The 24,418-nt window shown below is 67.1% G+C and carries 20 protein-coding genes and 1 pseudogene; 10 read left to right on the top strand and 11 right to left on the bottom strand.

Annotation, left to right across the window (positions count from 1 at the left end):
• Positions 1-79 precede the first annotated feature (79 nt).
• The 3 genes from JSE7799_RS13115 to xylF all read right to left on the bottom strand — a co-directional run bounded on the left by JSE7799_RS13115 (position 80) and on the right by xylF (position 3,360).
• The gene (locus tag JSE7799_RS13115; RefSeq protein ID WP_055664023.1) at positions 80-841 is read right to left on the bottom strand and encodes an ATP-binding cassette domain-containing protein; all 762 of its coding nucleotides are present in this window, start codon (positions 839-841) and stop codon (positions 80-82) included.
• An 80-nt stretch (positions 842-921) separates the two neighbouring features.
• Positions 922-2,220, bottom strand: coding sequence for a sugar ABC transporter permease (locus JSE7799_RS13110; protein ID WP_055664022.1), 1,299 nt, complete (start codon positions 2,218-2,220; stop codon positions 922-924).
• Positions 2,221-2,331: 111 nt separating this feature from the next.
• Positions 2,332-3,360 carry a D-xylose ABC transporter substrate-binding protein gene (xylF, locus tag JSE7799_RS13105; protein WP_055664021.1) on the bottom strand — a complete coding sequence of 343 codons (1,029 nt, stop codon included), beginning with the start codon at positions 3,358-3,360 and terminating at the stop codon, positions 2,332-2,334.
• A gap of 201 nt (positions 3,361-3,561) precedes the next feature.
• On the opposite strand from xylF, the gene JSE7799_RS13100 reads away from it, so the two are divergent.
• A complete protein-coding gene (locus JSE7799_RS13100) occupies positions 3,562-4,800 on the top strand; it encodes an ROK family protein (protein WP_055664020.1) in 1,239 nt (412 codons plus the stop codon).
• Positions 4,801-4,805: 5 nt separating this feature from the next.
• On the top strand, positions 4,806-6,269 hold the full coding sequence (locus JSE7799_RS13095) for a CRTAC1 family protein (protein WP_306455414.1): 1,464 nt from the start codon (positions 4,806-4,808) through the stop codon (positions 6,267-6,269).
• Between the two features lie 43 nt (positions 6,270-6,312).
• Here JSE7799_RS13095 and JSE7799_RS13090 read toward each other — a convergent pair whose 3' ends face one another.
• Positions 6,313-7,602: a cytochrome-c peroxidase gene (locus JSE7799_RS13090; protein ID WP_055664018.1), complete on the bottom strand. Its 1,290-nt coding sequence runs from the start codon at positions 7,600-7,602 to the stop codon at positions 6,313-6,315.
• 160 nt (positions 7,603-7,762) lie between these two features.
• On the opposite strand from JSE7799_RS13090, the gene typA reads away from it, so the two are divergent.
• Both typA and JSE7799_RS13080 read left to right on the top strand, forming a co-directional pair.
• On the top strand, positions 7,763-9,583 hold the full coding sequence (gene typA / locus JSE7799_RS13085; RefSeq protein WP_055664017.1) for a translational GTPase TypA: 1,821 nt from the start codon (positions 7,763-7,765) through the stop codon (positions 9,581-9,583).
• Positions 9,584-9,762: 179 nt separating this feature from the next.
• Positions 9,763-10,503, top strand: a complete 741-nt coding sequence (locus JSE7799_RS13080) for a leishmanolysin-related zinc metalloendopeptidase (RefSeq protein WP_055664016.1) — start codon at positions 9,763-9,765, stop codon at positions 10,501-10,503.
• A gap of 10 nt (positions 10,504-10,513) precedes the next feature.
• Here the strand turns inward: JSE7799_RS13080 and JSE7799_RS13075 are convergent, their stop codons facing one another.
• The 5 genes from JSE7799_RS13075 to dnaK form a co-directional block, all read right to left on the bottom strand.
• Complete coding sequence (locus JSE7799_RS13075; RefSeq protein ID WP_055664015.1) at positions 10,514-11,209, bottom strand: fumarylacetoacetate hydrolase family protein; 696 nt, start codon at positions 11,207-11,209, stop codon at positions 10,514-10,516.
• Between the two features lie 292 nt (positions 11,210-11,501).
• Positions 11,502-14,105 carry a DNA mismatch repair protein MutS gene (gene mutS / locus JSE7799_RS13070; protein ID WP_245624887.1) on the bottom strand — a complete coding sequence of 868 codons (2,604 nt, stop codon included), beginning with the start codon at positions 14,103-14,105 and terminating at the stop codon, positions 11,502-11,504.
• A gap of 121 nt (positions 14,106-14,226) precedes the next feature.
• Positions 14,227-15,195 carry a serine hydrolase domain-containing protein gene (locus JSE7799_RS13065; protein WP_055664014.1) on the bottom strand — a complete coding sequence of 323 codons (969 nt, stop codon included), beginning with the start codon at positions 15,193-15,195 and terminating at the stop codon, positions 14,227-14,229.
• Positions 15,192-16,358 (bottom strand): molecular chaperone DnaJ, encoded by a 1,167-nt coding sequence (gene dnaJ / locus JSE7799_RS13060; RefSeq protein WP_055664013.1) that lies wholly within the window; start codon positions 16,356-16,358, stop codon positions 15,192-15,194. Before dnaJ ends, JSE7799_RS13065 begins: the two co-directional genes overlap by 4 nt.
• A gap of 65 nt (positions 16,359-16,423) precedes the next feature.
• Positions 16,424-18,340 carry a molecular chaperone DnaK gene (dnaK, locus tag JSE7799_RS13055; RefSeq protein WP_055664012.1) on the bottom strand — a complete coding sequence of 639 codons (1,917 nt, stop codon included), beginning with the start codon at positions 18,338-18,340 and terminating at the stop codon, positions 16,424-16,426.
• A gap of 161 nt (positions 18,341-18,501) precedes the next feature.
• Between dnaK and JSE7799_RS13050 the strand changes: the two genes are divergently transcribed.
• On the top strand, positions 18,502-19,146 hold the full coding sequence (locus JSE7799_RS13050; RefSeq protein ID WP_055664011.1) for an alpha-ketoglutarate-dependent dioxygenase AlkB family protein: 645 nt from the start codon (positions 18,502-18,504) through the stop codon (positions 19,144-19,146).
• Here the strand turns inward: JSE7799_RS13050 and JSE7799_RS13045 are convergent.
• Both JSE7799_RS13045 and JSE7799_RS13040 read right to left on the bottom strand, forming a co-directional pair.
• Positions 19,116-19,697, bottom strand: coding sequence for an SH3 domain-containing protein (locus JSE7799_RS13045; protein ID WP_055664010.1), 582 nt, complete (start codon positions 19,695-19,697; stop codon positions 19,116-19,118). The genes JSE7799_RS13050 and JSE7799_RS13045 overlap by 31 nt on opposite strands.
• On the bottom strand, positions 19,679-20,500 hold the full coding sequence (locus JSE7799_RS13040; RefSeq protein ID WP_055664009.1) for an ABC transporter permease: 822 nt from the start codon (positions 20,498-20,500) through the stop codon (positions 19,679-19,681). Before JSE7799_RS13040 ends, JSE7799_RS13045 begins: the two co-directional genes overlap by 19 nt.
• 109 nt (positions 20,501-20,609) lie before the next feature.
• On the opposite strand from JSE7799_RS13040, the gene cysQ reads away from it, so the two are divergent.
• From cysQ to JSE7799_RS13015, 5 genes and pseudogenes are all read left to right on the top strand, one after another.
• Positions 20,610-21,407, top strand: coding sequence for a 3'(2'),5'-bisphosphate nucleotidase CysQ (gene cysQ / locus JSE7799_RS13035; protein ID WP_055664008.1), 798 nt, complete (start codon positions 20,610-20,612; stop codon positions 21,405-21,407).
• A 67-nt stretch (positions 21,408-21,474) separates the two neighbouring features.
• Positions 21,475-22,362, top strand: coding sequence for a UTP--glucose-1-phosphate uridylyltransferase GalU (gene galU, locus JSE7799_RS13030; protein ID WP_055664007.1), 888 nt, complete (start codon positions 21,475-21,477; stop codon positions 22,360-22,362).
• A 6-nt stretch (positions 22,363-22,368) separates the two neighbouring features.
• Positions 22,369-23,073, top strand: a complete 705-nt coding sequence (locus JSE7799_RS13025; RefSeq protein ID WP_055664006.1) for a glycosyltransferase family 2 protein — start codon at positions 22,369-22,371, stop codon at positions 23,071-23,073.
• Positions 23,051-23,720: pseudogene (locus tag JSE7799_RS13020) on the top strand (IS630 family transposase); the annotation flags it as partial. The gene JSE7799_RS13025 and the pseudogene JSE7799_RS13020, both read left to right, overlap by 23 nt.
• An 87-nt stretch (positions 23,721-23,807) precedes the next feature.
• On the top strand, positions 23,808-24,418 hold a 611-nt coding region (locus JSE7799_RS13015), incomplete at its 3' end, for an IS110 family RNA-guided transposase (RefSeq protein WP_144431697.1).

Genomic DNA, 24,418 nt, shown 5'->3' with positions numbered 1-24,418 from the left:
TGCGGGCCGCGCGCGACCCGGAGGCACGGCGCGGCAGCCCGGCATCGCCGGGCGGACCGCCGCCGCGTTCGAAATGGCGTCAGGCCGCCGCCCTGGGGTTCTTGCCGAGGATGATCATGCTGAGGATGTCGTCCTCGGTCACGTCCTCGACCCGCTCGGTGCCGATGAGCTGGCCGTTCTTCATCACCGACACGCGGTCGCAGAGATCCATCATCTCGCGGGTGTCGTGGCTGATGAGGAAGATGCCGAGGCCCTGGCTTTTCAGCTCCTCGATCAGGTCGGCGACCATCTTGGTCTCGTGCACGCCGAGCGCGGCGGTCGGCTCGTCCATGATCAGGATGCGCGCGTTGAAATAGACCGCGCGGGCGATGGCCACGGATTGCCGCTGACCGCCCGACAGGGCGCTGACCGGCTCGTTGATCTTGCGGAAGTTGGGGTTGAGGCGCGCCATGATCTTGCGCGTCTCCGATTCCATCCGCGCGTCGTCGACGAGGCCCAGCTTCGTCGTCAGCTCGCGCCCGAGGAACAGGTTCGCCGGCGCGTCGAGATTGTCGGCCAGCGCGAGGGTCTGGTAGATCGTCTCGATATTGTGGTGCCGCGCATCGGCGGGAGAGCGGATGTCGGCGGGCTGACCGTCGATCAGGATCTCGCCGGAATCGCGCGTATAGGCGCCCGACAGGCACTTGATAAGCGTGGACTTGCCCGCGCCGTTATGGCCCAGCAGTCCGACCACCTCGCCGGGATAGAGGTCGAGCGACACGCGGTCGACGGCCTGCACGCCCCCGAAGGCGATCGAGATGTCGCGCAGCTCGACGAGGGGGGTTCCGGAATAATCTACCATTCGATTTGCTCCCATGCGGTCGCGGGCATTCGTTGTGCCCGCCGGGGCCGGGGCCGCAGCCCCGCGCCCCGGCGAACGGATCAGTCGCGCGCGCCCGTGCGCTTGCGGTAGAGGATGTCCACGAAGACGGCGAAGACGAGGACCGAGCCGACCACGATGTTCTGAAGCGGCGCATCCACGCCCACCATCGCCATGCCCGATTGCAGGGACTGCATGATGAGTGCGCCGATGATCGCGCCGTAGATCGTGCCGATCCCGCCCTTGAGCGCGGTGCCCCCGATCACGGCGGCGGCGATCACGCGCAATTCGTCGAGGATGCCGATATCGTTGGAGTGGTTCGTCAGGCGCGCCGAGGCGACCACCGCGGCCAGCGCGCAGAGCACACCCAGAAGCGCGAAGACCTTGACCGTCAGCATCCGCGTGTCGATGCCCGACAGCTCCGCCGCATCGGGGTTGCCCCCGGTGGCGAAGATATAGCGGCCGAAGCGGGTGCGCCGCGCGATGACCGTCATCACGATCGCCACCGCGATCACGAGCACCACGGAGATCGGCAGGCCGTAGCCCTCGCTGTAGCCCTCGGGCATGACTGCGCCCCGCGCCGCGAATTCCCGCTCCAGCACCCGCCACGGGACGGTATAGGCATTGAGCAGCGCCACGAAGCCCAGGATGCCGGCGACCACGACGAGCGCGAGCGCGGCCTCCGCCCAGAGCGGCTTGACCGGCATTTCATGCGAGATCTTGTTGCGCCGCGCCGAGATCAGGCTCCAGACGGCGGCGGCGGCGGCGAGCGCGCCCACGATCCACGACCAGGTCTCGCCCAGCGTGCCGTTGATGCCCCCGAAAAGCTGGAACGTCTCGTTGAGGGGGCCGATCGTCTGACCGCTGGTGAGATACCAGGCGACGTTGCGCCAGATCAGCAGACCGCCCAGCGTCACGATGAAGGCGGGAATGGCGAGATAGCCGATCAGCCAGCCGTGGAACGCCCCGATCAGCGCGCCCGTCACGAGGCCCGCGAGGATGGCCAGCGGCGCGATCGCCGGATGGTCCAGCCCGAGGCCGAACCATTCGGGCACGACGGCCGTCTGCATCATCGCCATGACGGCCGAACAGGTGGCGAGGACCGAGCCCACCGACAGGTCGATGTGGCGCATGACGATGACGAAGACCATTCCGGTCGCCATGATCGCCACGGATGCCGTCTGGATCGTCAGGTTGAACAGGTTGCGCGGCGTGATGAATCGCCCATCCGAGGCGAAATGGAACGCGAGACAGATCAACACGAAGGCGCCGATCATGCCAAGAAGACGGGTATCGACTTCCAGCGCGGCGAGGCCCTTGCGCTGTGGCGCGGCCTTGGGGGCGGACGTGGCGTCGGTCATGGGGCCTCCGCTGCGATTACCCATGGGTAATTCGCGCAAGTCATTGAAATGGAATGGGGCTGAAGGAAGGGTCCGCCCCCGTGCCGGGGCGGGCCCTCCGTCAGTTCAGGCTCAGTTGCAGGGGGCCGGGCCGTCCTCGACGCCCTGGCAGAGCGCTTCCTGGCTGATCCAGCCGGCATCGACGACAACTTCCAGGTTGTCCCGCGTGACCGGGATCGGCTCGAGGAAGCGCGCCTGCAGCGTGGTGCCGCCGGGTGATTCCCACTCGACGGAATCCTCGATCTCCGACAGGTCGGCGCCTTGGGCCAGCTGGAGGGCGATTTCGCCCGCGGCGCGGCCGAGGTCGCGCGAATCCTTCCAGACGCTGACTGTCTGCGTGCCACCGGCGACGCGGTTGAGCGCGGCGTGATCGGCGTCCTGACCCGAGACCGGAATGCCCTCCATGCCCTGCGCCGTCAGCGCCGCGACGGCGCCGCCGGCGGTGCCGTCATTGGACGCCACGACCGCGTCGACCTCGTTGTTCTGCGCCGTCAGAATCTGCTCCATGTTGCGCTGCGCGTTCGCGGGTAGCCAGCCGTCGGTATAGGCTTCGGCGACGATGGTGATGTCGCCGGCGGCGATCGCCTCCTCCAGCACCTCGCCCTGGCCCGCGCGCAGGAAGTCCGCGTTCGGATCGGTCGGCGAGCCCTTGATCATCACGTAGTTGCCGGTGGGCGCCTCTTCGAGCACCGCGCGGGCCTGCATGCGGCCGACCTCGATGTTGTCGAAGGTCAGGTAGAAGGCGCGCGGGTCCTCGATCAGGCGGTCATAGCCGACGACGGGGATGCCCTCGTCCGCGGCACGCTGGACGGCGGGGCCGATCGCGTCGGCATCCTGCGCGAGGATGATGAGGGCGTCGGCACCCTGCGCGATCAGGCTCTCGATGTCGGAAAGCTGCTTGGAGGCGGAGGATTGCGCATCGGAGGAAATATAGCTGGCGCCAGCGGCATCGAGCGCCTCGCGGATCGCGGTCTCGTCGGTCTTCCAGCGCTCCTCCTGGAAGTTCGACCAGCTGACGCCGACGGTCGGGGCGTCCTGCGCAATCGCGGCAGTCGTGAATGTCAGCGTGGCGGCCGCAGCCACCGTGAACAGTTTCTTCATGTTATCCTCCCGTTGCGGTACGGCTGCGCTTGCGCGGAGGCCGGACGCGGATACCGAACCAAGTTTATGTTCGATTGTCAAAAATAATTTGACGCGAAGATCGAAGAATCGTTCAATCCCCCCGTGCCGAAGCCCGGAACCCCCGCCTTTCGTGGGGGTGCGGCGGGTTCAGGCAGGAATATTTGTTTCGGACACGAATTAATGTCTCTTGACGACCCGCGCATCAATGCGATCCGGACCGACGGCGACCCGCCCGGTTGCGGTCCTTTGCGCAGCGCCCGTCCGAGTTCGTCCCTGCCCCTGCGCCAGCGCATCTACGAGAAGGTCCGCTCTGCCGGGCGCATCAGCCGGGCCGCCCTGGCGAAGGATCTGGAGGTCTCGCCCGGATCGGTCACGCCGGTCGTGTCCGACCTGCTGGCGACGGAGCTTCTGTGCGAGCTGGAGGATGTGGGGCAGACCGGGGCGCGGGGCCGGCCGCCGGTGACGCTGGCCGTGCGGGCGGACCGTGCCCTGGTGGCGGGGCTGAAGGTGAGCGATCACGAATATTCGGCGCTGCTGGTCGATCTGGCGGGCCAGCCGGTCGCCCGCGCCACCCTGCCCCGCGCCGCCGAGAGCCGGTCCGTGCCGCGACTGCTCGACGATGTGGCGGAGCTTTATGCCCGCCTGCTGGCGACGGCGGGCGACGGGCCGCCCGTCCTCGGGGCGGGGCTGGGCATGCCGGGCATGCTCGACCATGCCAGCGGGCGGATGCGCTGGTCCCCCATCATGGCCGAGCGGGACGTGGATCTGGCCGTGTGCGTGTCGGAGCGGCTGGGCATCGAGACCTCGGTCGACAACGACGCGAACCTGCTGACGATGGCCGAGCTCTGGTTCGGCAAGGGCCGCGCCCTGTCGGATTTCGCGGTGGTGACGATCGAATACGGCGTCGGTCTTGGCCTCGTGGTCGATCACGCCCCTTATCGCGGGGCGCATGGTCACGGGATGGAGCTTGGCCACACGAAGGTTCAGCTTGACGGGGCGCTGTGCCGCTGCGGCCAGCGGGGCTGTCTGGAGGCCTATGTCGCCGATTTCGCACTGGTGCGGGAGGCGGCGGTGGCGCTCAACGGCGAGATCCCGCCGCGCGGCGAGGTTCTGGAGGCCCTGTTCGCGCAGGCCAAGGACGGCAATGCGGCGGCGCGCGCGATCTTCGACCGGGCGGGGCGCTACCTTGCGCTGGGGCTGGCCAACGTGGCCAATCTGTTCGACCCCAACCGCATCATCCTGTCGGGCAGCCGGATGCGCTATGACTTCCTCTATGCCGAAGAGATGCTGGCCGAGGTGCCGGGTCTGACGCTGAACGATCCACCGCCGATCGAGGTGAATGCTTGGGACGATTTCGTCTGGGCACGGGGGGCGGCAGCGCTGGCGCTGTCGGACCTGACGCCGCGGCTTCTGGCATGAGGTGGATGCTGCTGCTGTTGGCTGCGCCGGCCGCGGCCGATCCGCGATTTGCGCCGGTTCCCGTGCCCGTGCATGTCTATGACGGCGGGTGGGAGCATTTCGTCGGCGGCGGGATCGCCGCCTTCGATTGCGACGGCGACGGGCTGCCGGAACTTGCCGCGGCGGGGGGAACGAATCCGGTCACGCTGTTGCACAATCGCGGGAACATGGTCTTCGAAGCCGGCACGCTTCCGGAGGTGACCGGGGCGTCGGGGCTCTATGCGCTGGATCTCGATGCGGACGGGGCGCGCGATCTGGTCGTGTTGCGGGTGGGTCCGGATGTCGTGCTGCGCGGCGACGGGGCCTGCGGGTTCGTTCCTTGGGATATCGGCCTGCCCGACGAGGACCGCTGGACCACGGCCTTCTCGGCGATGTGGGCGGAGGGAGATGCGCGCCCGACCCTGGCCTTCGGACATTACGTGGATCGCAGCGATCCGGAGGGGCCGTTCCGGGCCTGCGACGATAACCTGATCCTCAGGCCGGAGCCGGAGGGCGACGGGTGGGAGGAAATCGCGCTGACGCCCGGATTCTGCGCGTTGTCGGTTCTGTTTTCGGACGAGGATCGTGACGGGCGCCCGACGCTTCGGCTGTCGAACGACCGGCATTATTACGTGAGTGACGGCAAGGAGCAGATGTGGTCGCCGCAGGAGGCGCGATTTCTCGGGGCCGAGGACGGGTTCGATGCGCCGTCGATCTGGGGGATGGGCATCGCGTCGCGCGATGTGACGGGCGACGGGCGGCCGGATCTGGTCCTGACCTCAATGGGCGATCAACTGACCATGCTATCGACGGCGACCGGGCACGAGATGGCGCCGTTCGAGATCGGCAGCTTCGCACACCGTCCGCATGTGGGCGACGACGGGCGGCCCTCGACCGGGTGGCATGCGCAATGGGGCGACGTGGACAATGACGGCGATGCCGACCTGTTCATCGCCAAGGGCAATGTCGACCAGATGCCGGGTATGGCGATGGCCGATCCCAACAACCTGCTGCTGAACGAGGGCGAACCGGATGCGCCGCGTTTTCGTGAGGTGTCGGAGGGGGCGGGCGTCGCGTCGATGCATCGCGGACGGGGCGCGGCGCTGGTCGATCTGGATGGCGACGGACGGCTGGACCTTGCGGTGGTGAACCGGCGGGCGCCGCTGGAGGTGTGGCAAAACGGCTCGGAGACGGGGCATGCCGTGTCGGTGATTGTGGAACAGCCAGGCGGGAACCGCGATGCGGTGGGCGCGTGGGTGGAACTGCGCGCGGGCGGAGGGGTGCAGCGGCAGGAGCTGACGCTTGGCGGCGGGCATGCGGGCGGCGCGGTGGGGCCGCTGCATTTCGGGATCGGCGAGGCGGACGAGGCGGAGGTCCGGGTGATCTGGCCCGACGGGACGGCCGGGGAATGGCGCACGGTCGCACCGGGGCGCGTTCTTTTGCGGCGCTGAGCACTTGGCGGGCGCCGGCCCCGCATGTTCCGGGCCGGGCCGCCTAGCGATCGACCGGCAATCCCGACGGCACGGTCTCGGGGGAGCCGAGGCGGCCGGCCAAAGCGGCGGGATCGCGGAGGGCTTCGAGGAAGGCCATGAGCGACGTCACCTCGTCTTCAGTCAGGACACGGTCCGGGCCCTTGATGGCGGCCGCAATGGCGGCCGTCTCGGCGGGATCGTCCAAGATGCGCCAATCCTCGGCCTCCATTGCCGGTAGAATGGCATCGCGCGAGGGACGGATGGCGGCGGCGCGCGGTGCGGCATGGTCGCGCAAGAAGGCGCGCAGGTCGGAATGGCCGCCCGCATGGCCCCAAGGACCTGTTTCGGTCACGTTGCGCAGGGATGGCGTGCGAAAGGCGAAGCGGTCGGCGGGATCGCCGGTCACGCGCATCCGGCCGTCGTCGCGGGCGTGCGTCTCGAACCTTTCCGCCTTGCCGGGGCCGAGTTGCGGCGCACCCGTCGCGTGGAAGCCGTGATCGGTCTGGAACGGCCCGGAATGACAGGTGGCGCAGCCGGCGGAGCCATAGAACAGCTCGATCCCCGCCAGCGCCTTCGACGGCAGATCGCCCGTCCCGCGGAGCCACGCATCGAAGGGCGAGGTGTCGGAGCGCCATTCATGCTCCACGAAGGCGGCAATTGCGTCGGAGATGTCGGTGAAGTCGAGCCTGTCGTCCCGAGGGAAGGCGGCGCGCCACATTTCGGTATATTCGGGGATCGCCCGGATGCGCGCGGCGAGCAGGTCCCAGGCGCCGCCCTCGCCGGTGATGCGGCCCTGACGGACGGCTTGCGAAACCTCGTTCTCGGAATAATGGCCTGCCATCTCGTCGGCAGACAGGACGGGAAACATGGTCTGGGCCGAAAGCAGCGTGTCGAAGCCCGCGGTCATCTCGGGGCCCATCGGGGTGCGCAGGCCCTCGGGCGTCGTCTCGATCCGGCCATCGTGGAACAGGACGGCGAATTCGTGCGCGCCGAGATTCCACAGACCCGGCGCGTTGCGCGGGACCCGGCGCTCGGGCGAATTGCGCGGATCGGCGACGCGGTCGGGTCCGAGGCCGGTGCCCCCCTCGCCCATCCCCAGCGACAGCCCGTCGCCGGTGCCGAACCGCGGGTGATGGCACGTCCCGCAGGAGATGTTGCGGTTGCCCGACAGGATCGGATCCCAGAACAGGAGCCGCCCCATCGCGACCTGCGCCGGGTTCGTCGTGCGGTAGAGGTCGTCGGTGACGGGGGCCGGGAAATCCATCGCGGCGGCGGGCAGGGCGAACAGGCAGAGGGCGAGCGTGCGGATCATGGGACGGCATGATGCACGTGCGCCGGGCGAGGGAAAGGCCCCCGCGGGCCGCGGGCGGCGGCGGGCAGGCAACATTGTGCCGCCGCGGATCGACCGTCGCTCTGGCTTTCCGCGCCGCAGCATAGTATCGCGCGCGCAACCCGACATCTGAGGCATTCCAATGGACCTTCGCAACATCGCGATTATCGCGCATGTCGACCACGGCAAGACGACGCTGGTCGATGAGCTTCTCAAGCAATCCGGCGCGTTCCGGGAAAACCAGGCCGTCAACGAGCGCGCCATGGACTCCAACGACCTGGAGCGCGAGCGCGGGATTACCATCCTCGCCAAATGCACCGCGGTCGAATGGAAAGGCACGCGCGTCAACATCGTCGACACGCCCGGCCACGCCGATTTCGGCGGCGAGGTGGAGCGGATCCTGTCGATGGTGGACGGCGTCGTGCTGCTCGTGGATGCGGCCGAGGGGCCGATGCCGCAGACCAAGTTCGTCACCTCGAAGGCGCTGGCGCTGGGCCTGCGGCCGATCGTCGTGCTCAACAAGGTGGACAAGCCGGACGCGGAACCCGACCGCGCGCTCGACGAGGTGTTCGACCTGTTCGCCAATCTGGGCGCCGATGACGACCAGCTCGACTTCCCGACCATGTATGCGAGCGGGCGCAGCGGCTGGGCCGATGCGGAACTGGACGGGCCGCGCGAGAATCTCGACGCGCTGTTCGACCTGATCGTGGAGCATGTTCCCGCCCCGCGGCAGATCGCCGACCGCGACAAGCCGTTCCGGATGCTGGCAACGACGCTCGGCGCCGATCCGTTCATCGGCCGCATCCTGACGGGTCGCGTCGAATCCGGCACGCTTCGCGCCGGGCAGACGATCCATGCGCTGTCGCGCGAAGGCGACCGCATCGAGCAGTTCCGCGCCACCAAGATCCTCGCCTTCCGGGGTCTGGGCCAGCAGCCGATCGACGTGGCCGAGGCGGGCGACATCGTCACCATCGCGGGCATGTCCAAGGCAACCGTCGCCGACACGCTGGCCGACACGTCGATCGACGTGCCCCTGCCCGCGCAGCCGATCGACCCGCCGACCATCACCGTGACCTTCGGCATCAACGACAGCCCGCTCGCCGGCCGCGACGGCAAGAAGGTGCAGTCCCGTGTGATCCGCGAGCGGCTGATGAAGGAAGCCGAGACGAACGTGGCCATCAAGGTCACCGACACGCCGGGCGGCGAGGCCTTCGAGGTCGCGGGCCGGGGCGAATTGCAGATGGGCGTTCTGATCGAGAACATGCGCCGCGAAGGGTTCGAGCTCTCGATCTCGCGGCCGCAGGTCCTGTTCCTTGAGGAGGGCGGCCAGCGGCTGGAACCCGTCGAGGAAGTCACCATCGACGTGGATGACGAATATTCCGGCGCGGTGATCGAGAAGATCACCGGTGCGCGCAAGGGCGATCTCGTGGAGATGAAGCCCGCCGGCGCCGGCAAGACCCGGATCATCGCGCATGTCCCGTCGCGCGGCCTGATCGGTTACCACGGCGAATTCCTGACCGACACGCGCGGCACCGGCGTGATGAACCGCGTGTTCCACGAATGGGCGCCCTACAAGGGACCGATCCCCGGGCGCCGGGCCGGTGTCCTGATCTCCATGGAGGACGGCGTGTCGGTGGCCTACGCCCTGTGGAAGCTGGAGGATCGCGGCAAGTTCTTCATCGGCGCGCAGGAGCAGGTCTATCAGGGGATGATTCTGGGCGAGCATTCCCGGGAGAACGACCTGGAGATCAACCCGCTCAAGGGCAAGCAGCTGACCAACGTCCGCGCTTCGGGAACGGATGAGGCGGTGCGCCTGACGACGCCGGTGAAGATGTCGCTGGAGCAGGCCATCGCCTATATCGACAGCGACGAACTGGTCGAGGTGACGCCGAACTCCATCCGCCTGCGCAAGCGGTTCCTCGACCCGCACGAGCGGAAAAGACAGGCGCGCGCGGCGGGCTGAGATCGCCCGTCCCTGAGGGGGCGGCGTGCCCGCCCCCTCACCTGCAAGCGATTCCTTCGGTCGGTGCGCGTCGCAATTTCGTCGGCGCGCACCGCGCCGATTGTCGTCCCTCCGGCACGACACCTCTTTCCAACGGCGCCTCAGGCCTGTCTGATCGTAGGCACAGGAGGAACGCGCCGATGATCACGCTGCACTATCTCGCCGATCTGCCCCCCGCGCGCCGCGCGCTGTTCGAGGACGCCGCGCGGCTGTGGGACGATGTTCTCGATACCGACCTGCCGCCCGTGGACCATCAGGGCCGGACACTGCCGGGGTTGGTGATCGACGTCTCCATCGCACCAATTGACGGGCCACAGGGCGTTCTGGGCCAGGCGGGGCCGACAGTGCTGCGCCCCGGGACGGAGCTTCCGGCCGCGGGCATCATGGCCTTCGACACGGCCGATGCGGATGCGCTGGATGCGGGCGGGCGGCTGCGCGACGTGATCCTGCACGAGATGGCGCATGTTCTGGGATTCGGCACACTCTGGTCGCGGCAGGGTCTGGTGGCCGGGTCCGGCAGCATCGATCCACGCTTCACCGGCATGAACGCGGCGCGGGAATATGCGCGGCTCGACCCCGAGGGCGGCGCGCATGTGCCGATCGCCAATACCGGCGGGGCGGGCACCCGGGAGGGACATTGGCGGGAGCTTGTCTTCGGGGACGAGCTTCTGACAGGGTTCCTGTCGGGCGATCACCGTCCCCTCTCGGCCCTGTCGATCGCGTCCTTCGCGGATCTCGGCTACGAGGTGGATTACGGGCAAGCCGATGATTACGCGCTGCCGTCGTTCCGGGACCTCGCGCTGATGGGGATTACCGAAGCGGTCCGGGTCTGCGACCTGTGCCGCATGGCAAGGACGCAGCCGGTTGTGGCCGAGGGCTGATCCCCGGCGTTCAGGCCTGCGGACCGATCGTGACCTCCATCTCGGCCAACCCGTCGATGCCCGCCGCGATGACGTCGCCCGGCACTACCGCGCCCACGCCCGCAGGCGTCCCGGTCATCACCAGGTCGCCTGGCGCGATGGCCATCGACCGTGACAGGATCGAGATATGTTCGGCCACCGGCCAGATCAGGTCGGCAAGGTCGGCATCCTGTCGCAATTCGCCGTTCACCTTGAGCCAGATTCGGCCTTCGGTCAGGCTCGGCACCTCTGCCAGCGGGACGAGAGGGGCGAGCGGGGCGGAATTGTCGAAGGCCTTGCCCCAATCCCACGGCCGCCCCAGGTCGCGCGCGGCGAGTTGCAGATCGCGGCGCGTCATGTCCAACCCGATGGTCGCACCCCAGATGTGATCGGCAACGCGCTCGGGCGGAATGTCCCGGCCGCCGGTGCCGATGGCAACGACCAGTTCCGCCTCGTAATGAAGGTTCTCCGTCTCGGGCGGATAGGGGATCGCGCCGACGGCGGGAACGGCGGCATCGGCGGGCTTGGTGAAGAAGAACGGGGGCTCCCGGTCCGGGTCGCGGCCCATTTCGCGGGCATGGGCGGCATAGTTGCGCCCCACGCAGAAGATGCGCCGGACGGGAAACAGGTCATCGGTGCCCCTGACGGCAATCGCGGCCTGTTCGGGCGGCGGCAGGACGTAGTTCATCGCATGCTCCTTCGTCGAGTGTCGGAAAATCTTTGTCAGGCGCGCCGGTCGGGGAACAGCCGGATGTTGCTTGGGCCGGTCCTGTCGAGCCAGGCGCAGCAGGACGTGGGCCTCATGGCAGGCGGGGCGCTTTCCGGCCCTTCTGGATATCGACCGACACCGCCGGCTTAGAGCCGAGGGAAGACATGCCGCCGACGCAGAGCCGGCAGCATGCGATGTGGCGGGATGACTTTGGGACCCCGGCGCGTGGAACGGCTCCCGCCTTCGGCACGGTTCGAGAAGGCAGGAGCACTCACACGAGCCGCTTCAATTCGTAAACCAGATCGAGCGCCTCGCGCGGGCTGAGCGTGTCGGGAAGGACATCGCGCAGCCGCGCCTCGACGGCGTTGTCCTTGACGGGTTTCGGCGCGGGGGCCGGTGTCGTGGCGAAAAGCGGCAGGTCGTCGATGATCGCCTTGGGTTTCGCGCCGCCGGACCGCTCGCCCTCCTCAAGCGCCTCCAGCACGGCGCGGGCCCGGGCCACGACCGCGTCCGGCAGCCCGGCCAGCTTTGCCACCTGCACACCGTAGGAGCGATCGGCGGCGCCGGCGCGGACCTCGTGCAGGAAGATCACGTCGCCCTCCCATTCGCGCACCGCGACGGTCGCGTTCTCGGCCCCGTCGAGCTTGGCGGCGAGCGCGGTCATCTCGTGGTAATGCGTCGCGAATAGCGCGCGGCAGCGGTTGACGTCGTGCAGATGCTCCAAGGTCGCCCAAGCGATTGAAAGGCCGTCATAGGTCGCCGTGCCGCGACCGATCTCGTCGAGGATGACGAGCGCGCGGTCGTCGGCCTGATTCAGGATCGCGGCGGTCTCGACCATTTCCACCATGAAGGTCGACCGACCGCGCGCCAGATCGTCGGATGCGCCGACCCGGCTGAAGAGCTGGCTGACGACGCCGATATGGGCGGAATCGGCGGGAACGTAGCTGCCCATCTGCGCCAGCACCGCGATCAGCGCATTCTGGCGCAGCCATGTCGATTTGCCCGCCATGTTCGGGCCGGTCAGAAGCCGGATCGCCGCGCCGTCCTCGGCGGTCAACTCCGTGTCGTTGGCCACGAAGGGCACGCCATCGGATTTCAGCGCACGCTCCACGACCGGATGGCGGCCGGCGGCGACGGCAAAGGCGCGGGAGCGGTCGACATTTGGGCGGCACCAATCTTCCCCGCGGGCGAGATCCGCCAGCGACGCCGTCACGTCGAGTTCCGCAAGTACCCGCGCGGCGGCAAAGATCGCGGGGGCCGCGTCGATCACCTGCTTGCGCAGGGCGGCGAAAAGCCGGGCCTCGATATCCTGCGCACGCGCGCCGGCATTGAGGATGCGGGTCTCCAGATCCGACAATTCCACGGTGGTGAAGCGGACCTGGTTCGCGGTGGTCTGCCGGTGGATGAACGTGTCGTTCGCGCGCATCCGGTCGGCATGGATGGCAGTCGTCTCAATGAAATAGCCCAGCACGTTGTTGTGCTTGACCTTGAGGGAGGCGATGCCGGTCGCCTCGGCGTACCGACCCTGCAGCGCCGCAATCACGCCGCGTCCCTCGTCGCGCAGGGTGCGGACCTCGTCGAGTTCCGCGTCGAAGCCGGGCGCGATCGCGCCGCCATCGCGCAGATGCATGGGCGGTTCGGCGGCAAGCGCGGCTTCGAGCGTCTCGCGCAGCGCTTCCTGCCCGGTCAAATCGCCGAGGTCGAGCGGCAGGTCGGTTTGCGCAAGGCGTGCGAACAGGGTCTCCGCCGCCTTCAGGCCGCCCCGGATCGCCGCGAGGTCGCGCGGCCCCCCACGGTCGAGCGAAAGGCGCGACAGGGCGCGGTCCATGTCCGGCACGCGTCGCAGGACATCGCGAAGCTCACCCGCCGACGCCTCGTCAGTCACGGCCCAATCCACGGCATCGAGCCGGCCACGGATCACGTCCACATCGGTCGAGGGGGCCGAAATGCGCCGCTCCAGGAGCCGTCCGCCGCCGGCCGTCACCGTCCGATCGATCGCCCAGAGGAGCGACCCTTTCCGCCCCCCGACGGCGCCCACCGTCAGTTCCAGATTGCGACGTGTCGCGCCGTCGATGGCCATGAGCGTGCCCGCCGCCTCCATCCGCGGCGGACGCAGCAGGGGAAGCTTGCCGCGCTGCGTCAGCTCCACATATTCGACCAGCGCCCCCATGGCGCCCAGTTCCGCCCGGCCGAAGGCGCCGAACGCGTCGAGCGACCCGACACCGAACAGTGCCTTCAATCGCGTCGCGGCGGAGGCGGAGTCGAACGCGCTGCGGCCCAAGGGCGTGACGGCGGCACCCTGCTCGGCGGCGATGGCGGCGGGGGCCTCGGTCTCGCCTTCGGCCAGCACGATCTCCCGCACGCCCAGCCGCGCGAGGTCGGGCCCCAGCCGCACCTGCGGGCAGGCGGCGACGTGAAAGGCGCCGGTGGAAATGTCGACCCAAGCCAAGGCGCCCTCGCCGCGCACCTCCGCCCAGGCGGCGAGGTAATTGTGGGCGCGGGCCTCGAGCAGCGTATCCTCGGTCAGCGTTCCGGGCGTGACGAGCCGGACGATCCCGCGCGCGACGACCGCCTTGGACCCGCGCTTCTTGGCCTCTTCGGGGGGTTCGAGTTGTTCCGCCACGGCGACCCGAAAGCCCTTTCGGATCAGCGTCATGAGGTAGCTTTCGGCGGAGTGGACGGGGACGCCGCACATGGCGATATCGCGTCCCTCATGTTGCCCCCGCTTGGTCAGCGCGATGTCGAGCGCCGCCGCCGCCTCGGCCGCGTCATCGAAGAACAACTCGTAGAAATCGCCCATCCGGTAGAACAGCAGCGCATCGCGCGCCTCGGCCTTGATCTCGAGGTACTGGGCCATCATCGGCGTGACGGACATGGACGGCTCCCGCTGCTCGGCGGGGTCCTTCTATCGTTGCGTGGGCAAGGGCGCCACCGGGATCGACCGGATTCGCGCGGCGCAGGAAATTCAGTCGCTTACTGCCCCGCCGAGGATGCGCTCATGTCGCGGCAATCTGCGCCATCAGGCGCTTCAGATCGCCGAAATATCCCCCGGACCGGGCCGGCCGGGTCGGATCCGAGGTGATCGTGACGACCGTCCGCGTCTCGGGCAGCACCGCCAGAACCTGCCCGCCATAACCGCGCGCATAGGCCGCCCGCGTCCCTGCCAGACGCGTCAGGAACCAGCCATAGCCATATCCGTCGCCCGACCATGGCGACTTGGCGCGCGGGGTCCATGCACGGTCGAGCCAGCCGGCCGGCACGACCCGTGTCGCGTTCCACACGCCGTCATTCAGGCACATCCGCCCGATTCGCGACAGCGCGCGCGGGCTGAGCCCCATGTCGTTGCCACCGAGATAATTGCCCTGCGGGTCCGCGACCCATGGCGCGAAGACGATGTCGAGCGGATCGCCCAGCCAGTCCCGCGCGAGCGTCAGAAGATCGGCCCCCGCCGCACGCGCCAGCGCCACGCCCAGAAGATGCGTCGTCCCGGTGGAGTAGATGAAGTCTTCGCCCGGCTCCAATTCCAACGGGCGGCTCAGCGCGAAGTCGACCCAGTTGCCGCTGGAGACCCAAGCCCCGTAATTGCCGCCGGACGTGCTGCCCAGCCCGGCGCGGAGGGTCAGGAGGTCCGCCACGGTAATGTCGTCGCGGGCATTGCCCGCAGGATCGCGCCCAAGAAGCGGCAGGAGCCGGTCATCGAGGGAAATCACGCCGCGTTCCGTGCCGATGCCGACCAAGAGAGACAAAAGCGTCTTGGACACGGATTTGACGTTGGTCACGTTGTCGAGGCCGGGGCCGCGGAACGCCTCGGCCACGATCTCTTCACCGTCCCGGACGACGATGATGGCGTGAAGCTGATCGAGTTGGGAAGCCGTGTCGCGCACGTCTTCGAGGCCCTGCCCCCGCGCGATGGCCGGCGCGGTCAGCGCGGCGCCGATCAGGGTCAGCGCCGCGCGACGTTTCATTGCGTCATGCCGTCCCAGAAGCCCTTCACCTTGCGGAAGAAGCTGTCGCCCTGGGGATTGTTATCGGCCTCGATCTTCTCGAATTCGCGCAGCAGGTCTTTCTGGCGCGAGGTGAGATTCACCGGCGTCTCGACGGCGAGTTCGATCATCATGTCGCCAGTTCCTCCGCCGCGAAGCGCAGGCATCCCCTTGCCGCGCAGGCGCATCTGGCGTCCGGTCTGCGAGCCGGCCGGCACCTTCACACGGGACCGCCCGCCGTCGATCGTCGGCACTTCAACTTCCCCACCGAGCGCAGCGGTCGACATCGTCACCGGCACAGAGCAGAACAGGTTCGGGCCGTCGCGCTCGAAGAGCGGATGCGGCTGAACCTCGATGAAGATGTAGAGGTCGCCTGTCGGTCCGCCGCGAAGCCCGGCCTCACCCTCGCCGGACAGGCGGATGCGCGTTCCGGTCTCGACGCCGGCCGGGATGTTGACGGAAAGCTGACGCTCCTTCTCGACGCGCCCCGAACCGCCGCAGACCTTGCATGGATTCTTGATGATCTGGCCCGCGCCCGCACAGGTTGGGCACGCACGCTCGACCGTGAAGAAGCCCTGCTGTGCCCGCACCTTGCCCATGCCGGAACAGGTCGGGCAGGTCGCGGGCTCGCTCGCTCCCTCGGTGCCCTTGCCGTCGCAGGTTCCGCATTGCACCGCCGTCGGCACGGTGATCGTCTTCTGCTCGCCCGAGAAGGCTTCCTCGAGCGTGATGTTCATGTTGTAGCGCAGGTCGCTGCCCCGCGTCGCGCGCGCGCGCCCGCCACCGGGACGACCGCCCTGGCCACCCATGAAATCGCCGAAGAGATCCTCGAACACGTCCGAGAAGGCCGAGGCGAAGTCGCCCTGCTGACCCGGATGCGGCCGACGTGCTCCGCCGCCGCCACCGCCGCCCATGCCACCTTCGAAGGCGGCATGACCGAAGCGGTCGTAGGCGGCCTTCTTCTCGGCGTCTTTCAGAACGTCGTAGGCCTCGTTGGCCTCCTTGAACTGCGCCTCGGCATTGGGATTGTCGGCGTTGCGGTCGGGATGCAACTCCTTCGCCTTGCGGCGGTAGGCCTTCTTGATCTCGTCGGCGCCGGCGCCCTTCGAGACCCCGAGAGTCTCGTAGTAGTCACGTTTTGCCATCGCTTAATTCTCCAACGAAAAGACCGGCCCCGCAGGGCCGGTCCGTTCCGGTTTCGCCTCGGGGATCAGGCCCGCTTCTCGTCGTCGATGTCCTCGAAGTCGGCGTCGAGGATTTCCTCGTCGTTCGCTTCGCCCTCGGACGTATCCCCGGCATCGGAGGCGTCACCGCCCTCCGCCTGGGACTGCGCCTTGTAGATCGCCTCGCCCAGCCGCATCGCGGCTTCGGAGACGTTCTGAATGCCCGACTTGATCTTACCGGCATCCTCGCTGTCCATCGACTCCTCAAGCGCCGATACCGCAAGTTCGATCGCTTCGACGGTGGACGGATCGACCTTGTCGCCATGCTCCTCGAGCTGCTTCTTGGTGGTGTGGATCAGGCTCTCCGCCTGGTTCTTCGCTTCCACCAGTTCGCGACGGGACTTGTCGGCCTCGGCATTCGCCTCGGCGTCCTTGACCATCTGCTCGATATCCGACTCCGACAGACCACCCGACGCCTGGATCGTGATGTTCTGCTCCTTGCCGGTGCCCTTGTCCTTGGCCGAGACTGAGACGATGCCGTTCGCGTCGATGTCGAACGTCACTTCGATCTGCGGCAGGCCGCGGGGCGCGGGCGGGATGTCCTCGAGGTTGAACTGACCGAGCATCTTGTTGTCGGCCGCCATCTCGCGCTCACCCTGGAAGACCCGGATCGTCACGGCGTTCTGGTTGTCCTCGGCAGTCGAGAAGACCTGGGACTTCTTGGTCGGGATCGTCGTGTTGCGGTCGATCAGCCGGGTGAACACACCGCCCAGCGTCTCGATGCCGAGGCTCAGCGGCGTCACGTCGAGCAAGACCACGTCCTTGACGTCACCCTGCAGCACGCCCGCCTGAATCGCGGCACCCAGCGCCACGACCTCGTCGGGGTTCACGCCCTTGTGCGGCTCCTTGCCGAAGAACTTGGTCACTTCCTCGACGACCTTGGGCATGCGGGTCATGCCGCCGACGAGGACGACCTCGTCGATCTCGTCCTTTGAGATGCCGGCATCCTTGAGCGCGGCCTGACACGGCTTCAGCGACGCCTTGATCAGATCGCCCACAAGGCTTTCGAGCTTCGCACGCGTCAGCTTCATGACCATGTGCAGCGGCTGGCCGTTGGAGCCCATCGAGATGAACGGCTGGTTGATCTCGGTCTGCTGGCTGGAGCTGAGCTCGATCTTCGCCTTCTCGGCGGCCTCCTTGAGGCGCTGCAGGGCCATCTTGTCCTGCGTCAGATCGGTGCCGTGCTCTTTCTTGAACTCGTCCGCGAGGTAGTTGACGATCCGCATGTCGAAATCCTCGCCGCCGAGGAACGTGTCCCCGTTGGTCGATTTCACTTCGAACAGGCCGTCATCGATCTCGAGGATGGTCACGTCGAACGTGCCGCCGCCGAGGTCGTAGACCGCAATCGTCTTCGCTTCCTTCTTGTCGAGACCGTAGGCCAGCGCGGCGGCCGTCGGCTCGTTGATGATGCGCAGGACCTCGAGACCGGCGATCTTGCCGGCATCCTTGGTCGCCTGACGCTGGGCGTCGTTGAAGTAGGCGGGCACGGTGATGACGGCCTGCGTCACCTCTTCGCCGAGATAGGACTCGGCGGTCTCCTTCATCTTCTGAAGGATCAGCGCGGAAACCTGCGCGGGCGAATACTTCTCGCCGCGGACCTCGACCCAAGCGTCGCCGTTGCCGGACACGACGTTGAAGGGGAGGTTCTTCTTGTCCTTCGCGAGATGCTCGTCCTCGAAGCGACGGCCGATCAGGCGCTTGACACCGAAGACGGTGTTTTCAGGGTTGGTGACGGCCTGACGCTTGGCGGGCTGGCCAACCAGACGCTCGGACTCGGTGTATCCGACGATCGACGGCGTGGTGCGCGCGCCTTCCGCGTTCTCGATCACGCGGGGCTGCGATCCGTCCATGATTGCGACGCAGGAATTTGTGGTTCCGAGGTCGATACCGATGACTTTTGCCATTTCGAATTATCCTCTCTTGGCGATTTGCTCGTCCCGAAGCCCACTCTCAGGCACTCCGGGCCTCATCCCATTGGAAAACGGATCGGGATCGTCCCGTTCCGCGGTTCGGGCGCTATATAGGGAGGGGGTTTTGGCCTCGCAAGGACGTGAACGGACACGAAATGAACACTGAACCCGACTTCCGCGAAGTCCGCGGTGTGCGCCTGTTCGACGGGATGCTCGATCCGGCGGCGCAGGCGGCGATGGTGGCCGACATTCGCGCCCTGGCGCGCACCGCGCCGTTCCTTGTGCCGGTGACCCGCCGCGGGCAGGAGATGTCTGTGCGCATGACCTCCGCCGGCACCTTCGGCTGGATCCCCGACCGGCGCGGCTACCGCTATGAGCGGCGGCATCCGTCGGGTGTGGAATGGCCGCCGATCCCGCCCTCCGTCCTTGCCGTCTGGCGCGCGGTCGCGCCGGATGCCCGCAGCCCCGAAAGCTGCCTTGTGAACTGGTACGCGCCGGGTGCGCGGATGGGGATGCACCAGGATCGCGACGAGGGGGATTTCGATCAGCCTGTCGTGTCGATTTCACTGGGCGACGACGCGTTGTTCCGCATCGGCAACGAGGCGCGCGGCGGACGGACCGAGAGCGTCTGGCTGCGTTCGGGTGACGTAATGGTCTTGGGCGGCGAGGCCCGCCTTTTGCACCACGGGGTAGACCGGATCGCGCCGGGCACCTCGACCCTGCTGGAGGCGCCGGGCCGGATCAACCTGACGCTGCGCGTGGTGACGGGTCAGTCGCCGATGGAGCAGCAGCCGGAATAGACCTTGCCCCCAAAGATCATGTCGATGCCGAAACCGAACGCCCGATCCGACATGCCGTCGCCGCATGTCTCGCGCGCGACGATGGCGCGAAGCGGCCCGGCCGCCGTCTCGGCGAGGACCCCGTAGCGGTCGGTGCGGTTGCGCGATCGCAGGATCTCGGGCGCATCCACGGCGATTTCGCGTTCGGGCGTGACAAACGCCGGCGCAGCCCCGGTCCGCAGGATCCAGAACGGCTCTGTCCCTTGGCAGGCCAAGGCCTCCGGCAATCCCTCCTGACCGGTCTGCCGCACGAGAAACCGCATCGCCACCCAACCGGCCCGCTCGCCCGCATTCACCTGCCCCCAGCCATCAGCCGCGTCGACGACTTCCACGCCCTCGGCCTCTGGCGCGAGCGTGCCGAGGATTTCGGCGCTCGCCCGAGGCTGGGCCCGTATGTTGAGCACATCGTCGGCCGCCACTCCGCGCACGTCGAACAGCGCGGGCAACTCGCCCGTCTCCGCCCCCGCCGCCCCGGCAAGGAGCAGCAACACGATCAGCGCCCGGCGAACCATGAGACCGAGACGTTCCGGCGGGTGTAGAACTCGCCCATCATGCCGATCACCAGAAAGATCATCCCGATCGTCAGCGGATAGGCCCAGTTCGTGTAATGCGGGTTGTAGTTGATGAACGCGTAGCCCCGCGCCTGGTCGATCGTGTGGAACAGCGGGTTCCAGTCGAAGAAGGCCAGCATCGACGAGGGCAGCGCGTTCGCCACGAACATCTTGCCCGAGGCGATCATGTTCAGGCGGCTGTAGATCGAGGTGACGATGCCGACGAAATTCGACGCCCATGGCTTCACCGCGAACAGGACCATCCCGATCGCCGCCCCCGTGAACCAAGCCAGCAGGAACATCAGCGCGAAGCCGCCGGCATCGTAGATCTCGATCGGCCGCCACGCGACATGGACGACGACAAGAATCAGCACCGCCGACAGCACCTGGACGTAGAGCGACGAAAGCCCGGCCGCGAGGACCGAGATGGCGGTGTTCATGGGCGCGTGCTTCATCATCGGCGATGACGGCCCCTCCGCCATCGCGACCGCGCCCAGAGCCTTCACATGCGTCATGAACAAGAAGACGCCGGACATGATGTAGAGGATGAAATCCCCCCGGATCGCCGCGCCGCGAAGGCCGAGGACGCCGAACATCAGGACGAAGGCCGCGATGAAGATCGCCGATTGCACGATGTTCATCACCAGCGCGATCAGCCCGTTGCCGTGACCCTTGCGGGTCTGGCGCACCGTCGCGTGGAAAACCCGTTCGGCCAGTGCGAAGGCGCGGGATGCCGCATTATTGCGCTGTTCGATCCTGAACATTCCGGCCCTTTCCGCCTCCTGGCGCTGCGGTGCAGCAAATGCTTGCCCTACGTCGCTTCGATACCATAAGTCTCATCCCACAAGAAGGTTCGATACGAGGGATGGCGGCATGGAGTTCGAGCGAATGATGACGGTGCTCCGGAAGCTGGCCCTCGAGGCGGGGGACCGGATCATGGAGATCTACGATACCGACGACTTCGCCGTCCGCGCCAAACTCGACGACAGCCCCGTGACCGCCGCGGACGAGGCCGCCGACGCCCACATCTCCGCCGGATTGCGCGCGGCCTTTCCCGATGCCGCTCTGGTGACCGAGGAGCAATCGGCGACCCACGGCCAGAACGTGTCGGACTTCTTCATCGTCGATCCGCTCGACGGAACGAAGGAATTCGTGCAGCGGCGCGGGGATTTCACCGTCAACATCGCCTGGGTCGCGGACGGCGTGCCCGTGCGCGGCGTCGTCTATGCACCGGCCCGCAACCGGCTGTTCTGGACGCTGGGCGACGGCACATCGGTCGAGGAAGACGGGCCGTTCGACAAGGAGACGCCCGGCGCAACGCGATCGATCAGCGTCTCGACCCCGAACCCGGAGGCCCTTCTCGTCGTCGCGTCGAAGTCGCACCGCGACGCCGCGACGGACGAATATATCGGCAAGTATCCCGTGGCCGACATGCGGTCCGCCGGATCGTCCCTGAAATTCTGCCTCGTCGCGACCGGAGAGGCGGATCTCTATCCTCGTCTCGGCCGGACGATGGAATGGGATACGGCCGCTGGCGACGCCGTGCTGCGCGGCGCGGGCGGTCATGTCGTGCGATTCGACGACCACACCCCGCTGCGCTACGGTAAAAGCGGCTTCGAGAACCCGTTTTTCATCGCGCATGCCCCCGGAATTAACCTGATTGGCCAATAATTTCGCACCCCGAAGCAACCTGACCTGATCCGCGGGCGTTCTACTCCGCACAACATTCAGAGGACCAATGCAACGCACCGTCACGAAGGCGATCTTCCCCGTCGCGGGACTCGGCACCCGTTTTCTGCCCGCAACGAAATCCATTCCCAAAGAGATCATGACTCTCGTGGATCGTCCGCTGATCCAGTACGCGATCGACGAGGCGCGCGATGCCGGGATCGAGGAATTCATCTTCGTCACGTCACGCGGCAAGTCGGCGCTGAGCGATTACTTCGACGACAACCCGATCCTCGAGGCGGAGCTCAAGCGCAAGAAGAAGGACAAGCTTCTCGACGTCCTGCACAAGACCAACATGGAGAACGGACAGATCGCCTATGTCCGTCAGGCCCACGCCTTGGGCCTCGGCCACGCGGTCGCCTGCGCCCGGCGCCTGATCCATGACGAACCCTTCGCGGTCATCCTGCCGGACGACGTGATTGCGTCGGAGAAATCCTGCCTTGCGCAGATGGTCGATGCCCATGCCGAAACCGGCGGCAGCATGGTCGCCGCGATGGAAGTCGCTGAAGACCGCATCTCCTCCTACGGCATCCTCGACGTCGACGATTCCTCGAAACAGGCGATGCGCGTGCGCGGCATGGTCGAGAAGCCGGCGACGGAGGACGCGCCCTCGAACCTCGCGGTGATCGGCCGCTACATCCTGAGCCCGAACGTCATGCGCCATCTCGGCGGCCTCGACGCAGGTGCGGGGGGCGAGATCCAGCTTACCGACGCCATCGCGCGCGAGATCGACGGCGACGACGGCGTGTACGGCTTCCGCTTCGAGGGGCAGCGCTTCGATTGCGGCTCCAAGGACGGGTTCCTGCAGGCGACCGTGGCCTTCGGCCTGGCCCGCGACGATCTGAAGGACGACCTGCGGGGCTATCTTCGGGAGTTGAGCGCGGCGGGGCAAATCTGATCGGACATGGGCCGCGCGGCGGAGCTTCGCGCGGCCTATACGCTGCGATGGCGCCGTCGCCGCCTTCTTGCGCAGTCCTTCGCCAAGCGGCGGCAGATCGCCGCCGTCGCCGACCGCACTGCGGATATCGCCCCCACTGACATCCTCGTTTTCTCCACAATGCGCAACGAAATGGGCCGCCTGCCCCACTTCCTGCGCCATCACCGCGCTATGGGCGTCAATCACTTCCTGATCGTCGACAATGACAGCGACGACGGCACGCGCGATTATCTCGCCACGCAGCCGGACGTCTCGCTCTGGACCACGCCCGACAGCTACAGAAAAGCCCGGTTCGGAATGGATTGGCTGACGGTACTTCTGGCGCGGTACGGGCACGAGCATTGGTGCCTGACCCTCGATGCGGACGAGCTGTTTGTCTACGCCCATCACGATGTCCGTAACCTGCACGCCCTGACCGACTGGCTTGACGCCACGGATCGAGCTTCGATGGGCGCCCTGATGCTGGACCTTTACCCCGAAGGGCCTTTGGGAGCTTCGACCGCGCAGGACGATCCCACCCGGATCCTCACCCATTTTGACGCCGGCAACTATTTAATGATACCAACGGCCCGAGGCTTTGACTCTGTGAGGGCTTCCCAGGTGTATCAGTTGCTGATTCACTCTCTCTGGGATGTGAGGGAGGATCAGCATGGGGGTGGAGATCACGCGTAGGGAGCTGTCGGCGGCGGACCTACGGCGCGAGGCGGCGCGGGCGAAGGACGCAAGGGCGTCGCGGCGGATGCTTGCGCTGGCCTTCGTGCTCGACGGGCGGACACGGACGGAGGCGGCAGAGAGTTGCGGGATGGATCGGCAGACCCTGCGCGACTGGGTTCATCGCTATAATGCGGAGGGGCTTTCGGGTCTCATCGATCGTCCTCTTCCGGGCCGGACGCCCATGCTCAGCACGGAGCAGATGAGCGAGCTGGCGGCGATCGTCGAAGCGGGGCCGGACCCGGAGATGGACGGAGTTGTGCGCTGGCGGCGGGTTGATCTGTGCGCAGTGGTGGAGCGCCGCTTTGGCATTCGCGTGGCGGAGCGGACGATGAGCTCGATCCTCCGCCGGCTCGGCTTCGTGAAGCTGTCGGCGCGGCCGCGTCATCCGCAGAGCGATCCAGACGCCCAGGAGCTATATAAAAAACTTTCCAGAACTGGTGCGCACGGCCCTGCCTGAGGAGGCAAAGGAAAAGCCTCTGGAGGTCTGGTTCCAAGATGAGGCGCGCGTTGGCCAACAGGGGACGCTCGCGCGTCTCTGGGCCCGCAAGGGGACGCGCCGGCGGGCACCGAAGGACTGCCGCTACGCCTGGGCCTACATCTTTGGAGATGGGATGGTTGCCGCCCTCCCCAGACGGCATCGCAATGTGCCATGGTCGTGGTGTTCAACGCCACGCAGCGAGGAGGACGGCGAGATGAAGGATACGATGATCGGGGTGGACTTGGCAAAGCGAGTTTTCCAAGTGCACGGAGCTTCGATGACGGGGCAGGTGAAGTTCCGGAAGAAGCTGACGCGGGAGCAGTTCCGGCGGTTCATGTTCGAGCAGCCCGCGTGCATTGTCGTGTTCGAGGCTTGCGGTAGCGCCAGTTACTGGGCGCGGGAGATGGAATCGCTCGGCCATGAAGCGAAACTTATCGCGCCGCAATACGTCAGGCCCTTCGTCAAGCGTCAGAAAAACGACGCGGCTGATGCCGAGGCGATCGTGATCGCCGCGCGCCAGCCGGAGATGCGCTTCGTCGCGCCGAAGACGGCGGAGCAGCAGGCAAAGGCGGTAATGTTCCGGAGCCGAGAGCGCCTGGTCCATCAGCGCACCGAGCTCGTGAACGCGCTGCGGGCCGTTCTCTACGAATACGGCCATGTATTCCCGACCGGCCTTGTTCATCTGAAGCGGATCGAGGCGCTGATGGATGATCCCGCGTCCGATCTGCCGTCGCTGATCATTGCGGAATGCCAGGACTTGCTGGCGCAGATTGCTGAGAAGACGGAAAGGATCGACGCGAAGACCAAAGGGCTGAAGGCCCTCGC

The sequence above is a fragment of the Jannaschia seosinensis genome, assembly GCF_001408515.1.
Classification (GTDB): domain Bacteria; phylum Pseudomonadota; class Alphaproteobacteria; order Rhodobacterales; family Rhodobacteraceae; genus Jannaschia; species Jannaschia seosinensis.
The sequence above is the reverse complement of the archived record's forward strand: the minus strand, read 5'-3'. Positions and strand labels throughout refer to the sequence as shown.

Bases quoted from the DNA above. Each gene is read 5' to 3' on its own strand.
- JSE7799_RS13115 (WP_055664023.1), bottom strand. From the start codon at position 841: ATGGTAGATTATTCCGGAACCCCCCTCGTCGAGCTGCGCGACATCTCG.
- JSE7799_RS13110 (WP_055664022.1), bottom strand. From the start codon at position 2,220: ATGACCGACGCCACGTCCGCCCCCAAGGCCGCGCCACAGCGCAAGGGC.
- xylF (WP_055664021.1), bottom strand. From the start codon at position 3,360: ATGAAGAAACTGTTCACGGTGGCTGCGGCCGCCACGCTGACATTCACG.
- JSE7799_RS13100 (WP_055664020.1), top strand. From the start codon at position 3,562: ATGTCTCTTGACGACCCGCGCATCAATGCGATCCGGACCGACGGCGAC.
- JSE7799_RS13095 (WP_306455414.1), top strand. From the start codon at position 4,806: ATGCTGCTGCTGTTGGCTGCGCCGGCCGCGGCCGATCCGCGATTTGCG.
- JSE7799_RS13090 (WP_055664018.1), bottom strand. From the start codon at position 7,602: ATGATCCGCACGCTCGCCCTCTGCCTGTTCGCCCTGCCCGCCGCCGCG.
- typA (WP_055664017.1), top strand. From the start codon at position 7,763: ATGGACCTTCGCAACATCGCGATTATCGCGCATGTCGACCACGGCAAG.
- JSE7799_RS13080 (WP_055664016.1), top strand. From the start codon at position 9,763: ATGATCACGCTGCACTATCTCGCCGATCTGCCCCCCGCGCGCCGCGCG.
- JSE7799_RS13075 (WP_055664015.1), bottom strand. From the start codon at position 11,209: ATGAACTACGTCCTGCCGCCGCCCGAACAGGCCGCGATTGCCGTCAGG.
- mutS (WP_245624887.1), bottom strand. From the start codon at position 14,105: ATGTCCGTCACGCCGATGATGGCCCAGTACCTCGAGATCAAGGCCGAG.
- JSE7799_RS13065 (WP_055664014.1), bottom strand. From the start codon at position 15,195: ATGAAACGTCGCGCGGCGCTGACCCTGATCGGCGCCGCGCTGACCGCG.
- dnaJ (WP_055664013.1), bottom strand. From the start codon at position 16,358: ATGGCAAAACGTGACTACTACGAGACTCTCGGGGTCTCGAAGGGCGCC.
- dnaK (WP_055664012.1), bottom strand. From the start codon at position 18,340: ATGGCAAAAGTCATCGGTATCGACCTCGGAACCACAAATTCCTGCGTC.
- JSE7799_RS13050 (WP_055664011.1), top strand. From the start codon at position 18,502: ATGAACACTGAACCCGACTTCCGCGAAGTCCGCGGTGTGCGCCTGTTC.
- JSE7799_RS13045 (WP_055664010.1), bottom strand. From the start codon at position 19,697: ATGGTTCGCCGGGCGCTGATCGTGTTGCTGCTCCTTGCCGGGGCGGCG.
- JSE7799_RS13040 (WP_055664009.1), bottom strand. From the start codon at position 20,500: ATGTTCAGGATCGAACAGCGCAATAATGCGGCATCCCGCGCCTTCGCA.
- cysQ (WP_055664008.1), top strand. From the start codon at position 20,610: ATGGAGTTCGAGCGAATGATGACGGTGCTCCGGAAGCTGGCCCTCGAG.
- galU (WP_055664007.1), top strand. From the start codon at position 21,475: ATGCAACGCACCGTCACGAAGGCGATCTTCCCCGTCGCGGGACTCGGC.
- JSE7799_RS13025 (WP_055664006.1), top strand. From the start codon at position 22,369: ATGGGCCGCGCGGCGGAGCTTCGCGCGGCCTATACGCTGCGATGGCGC.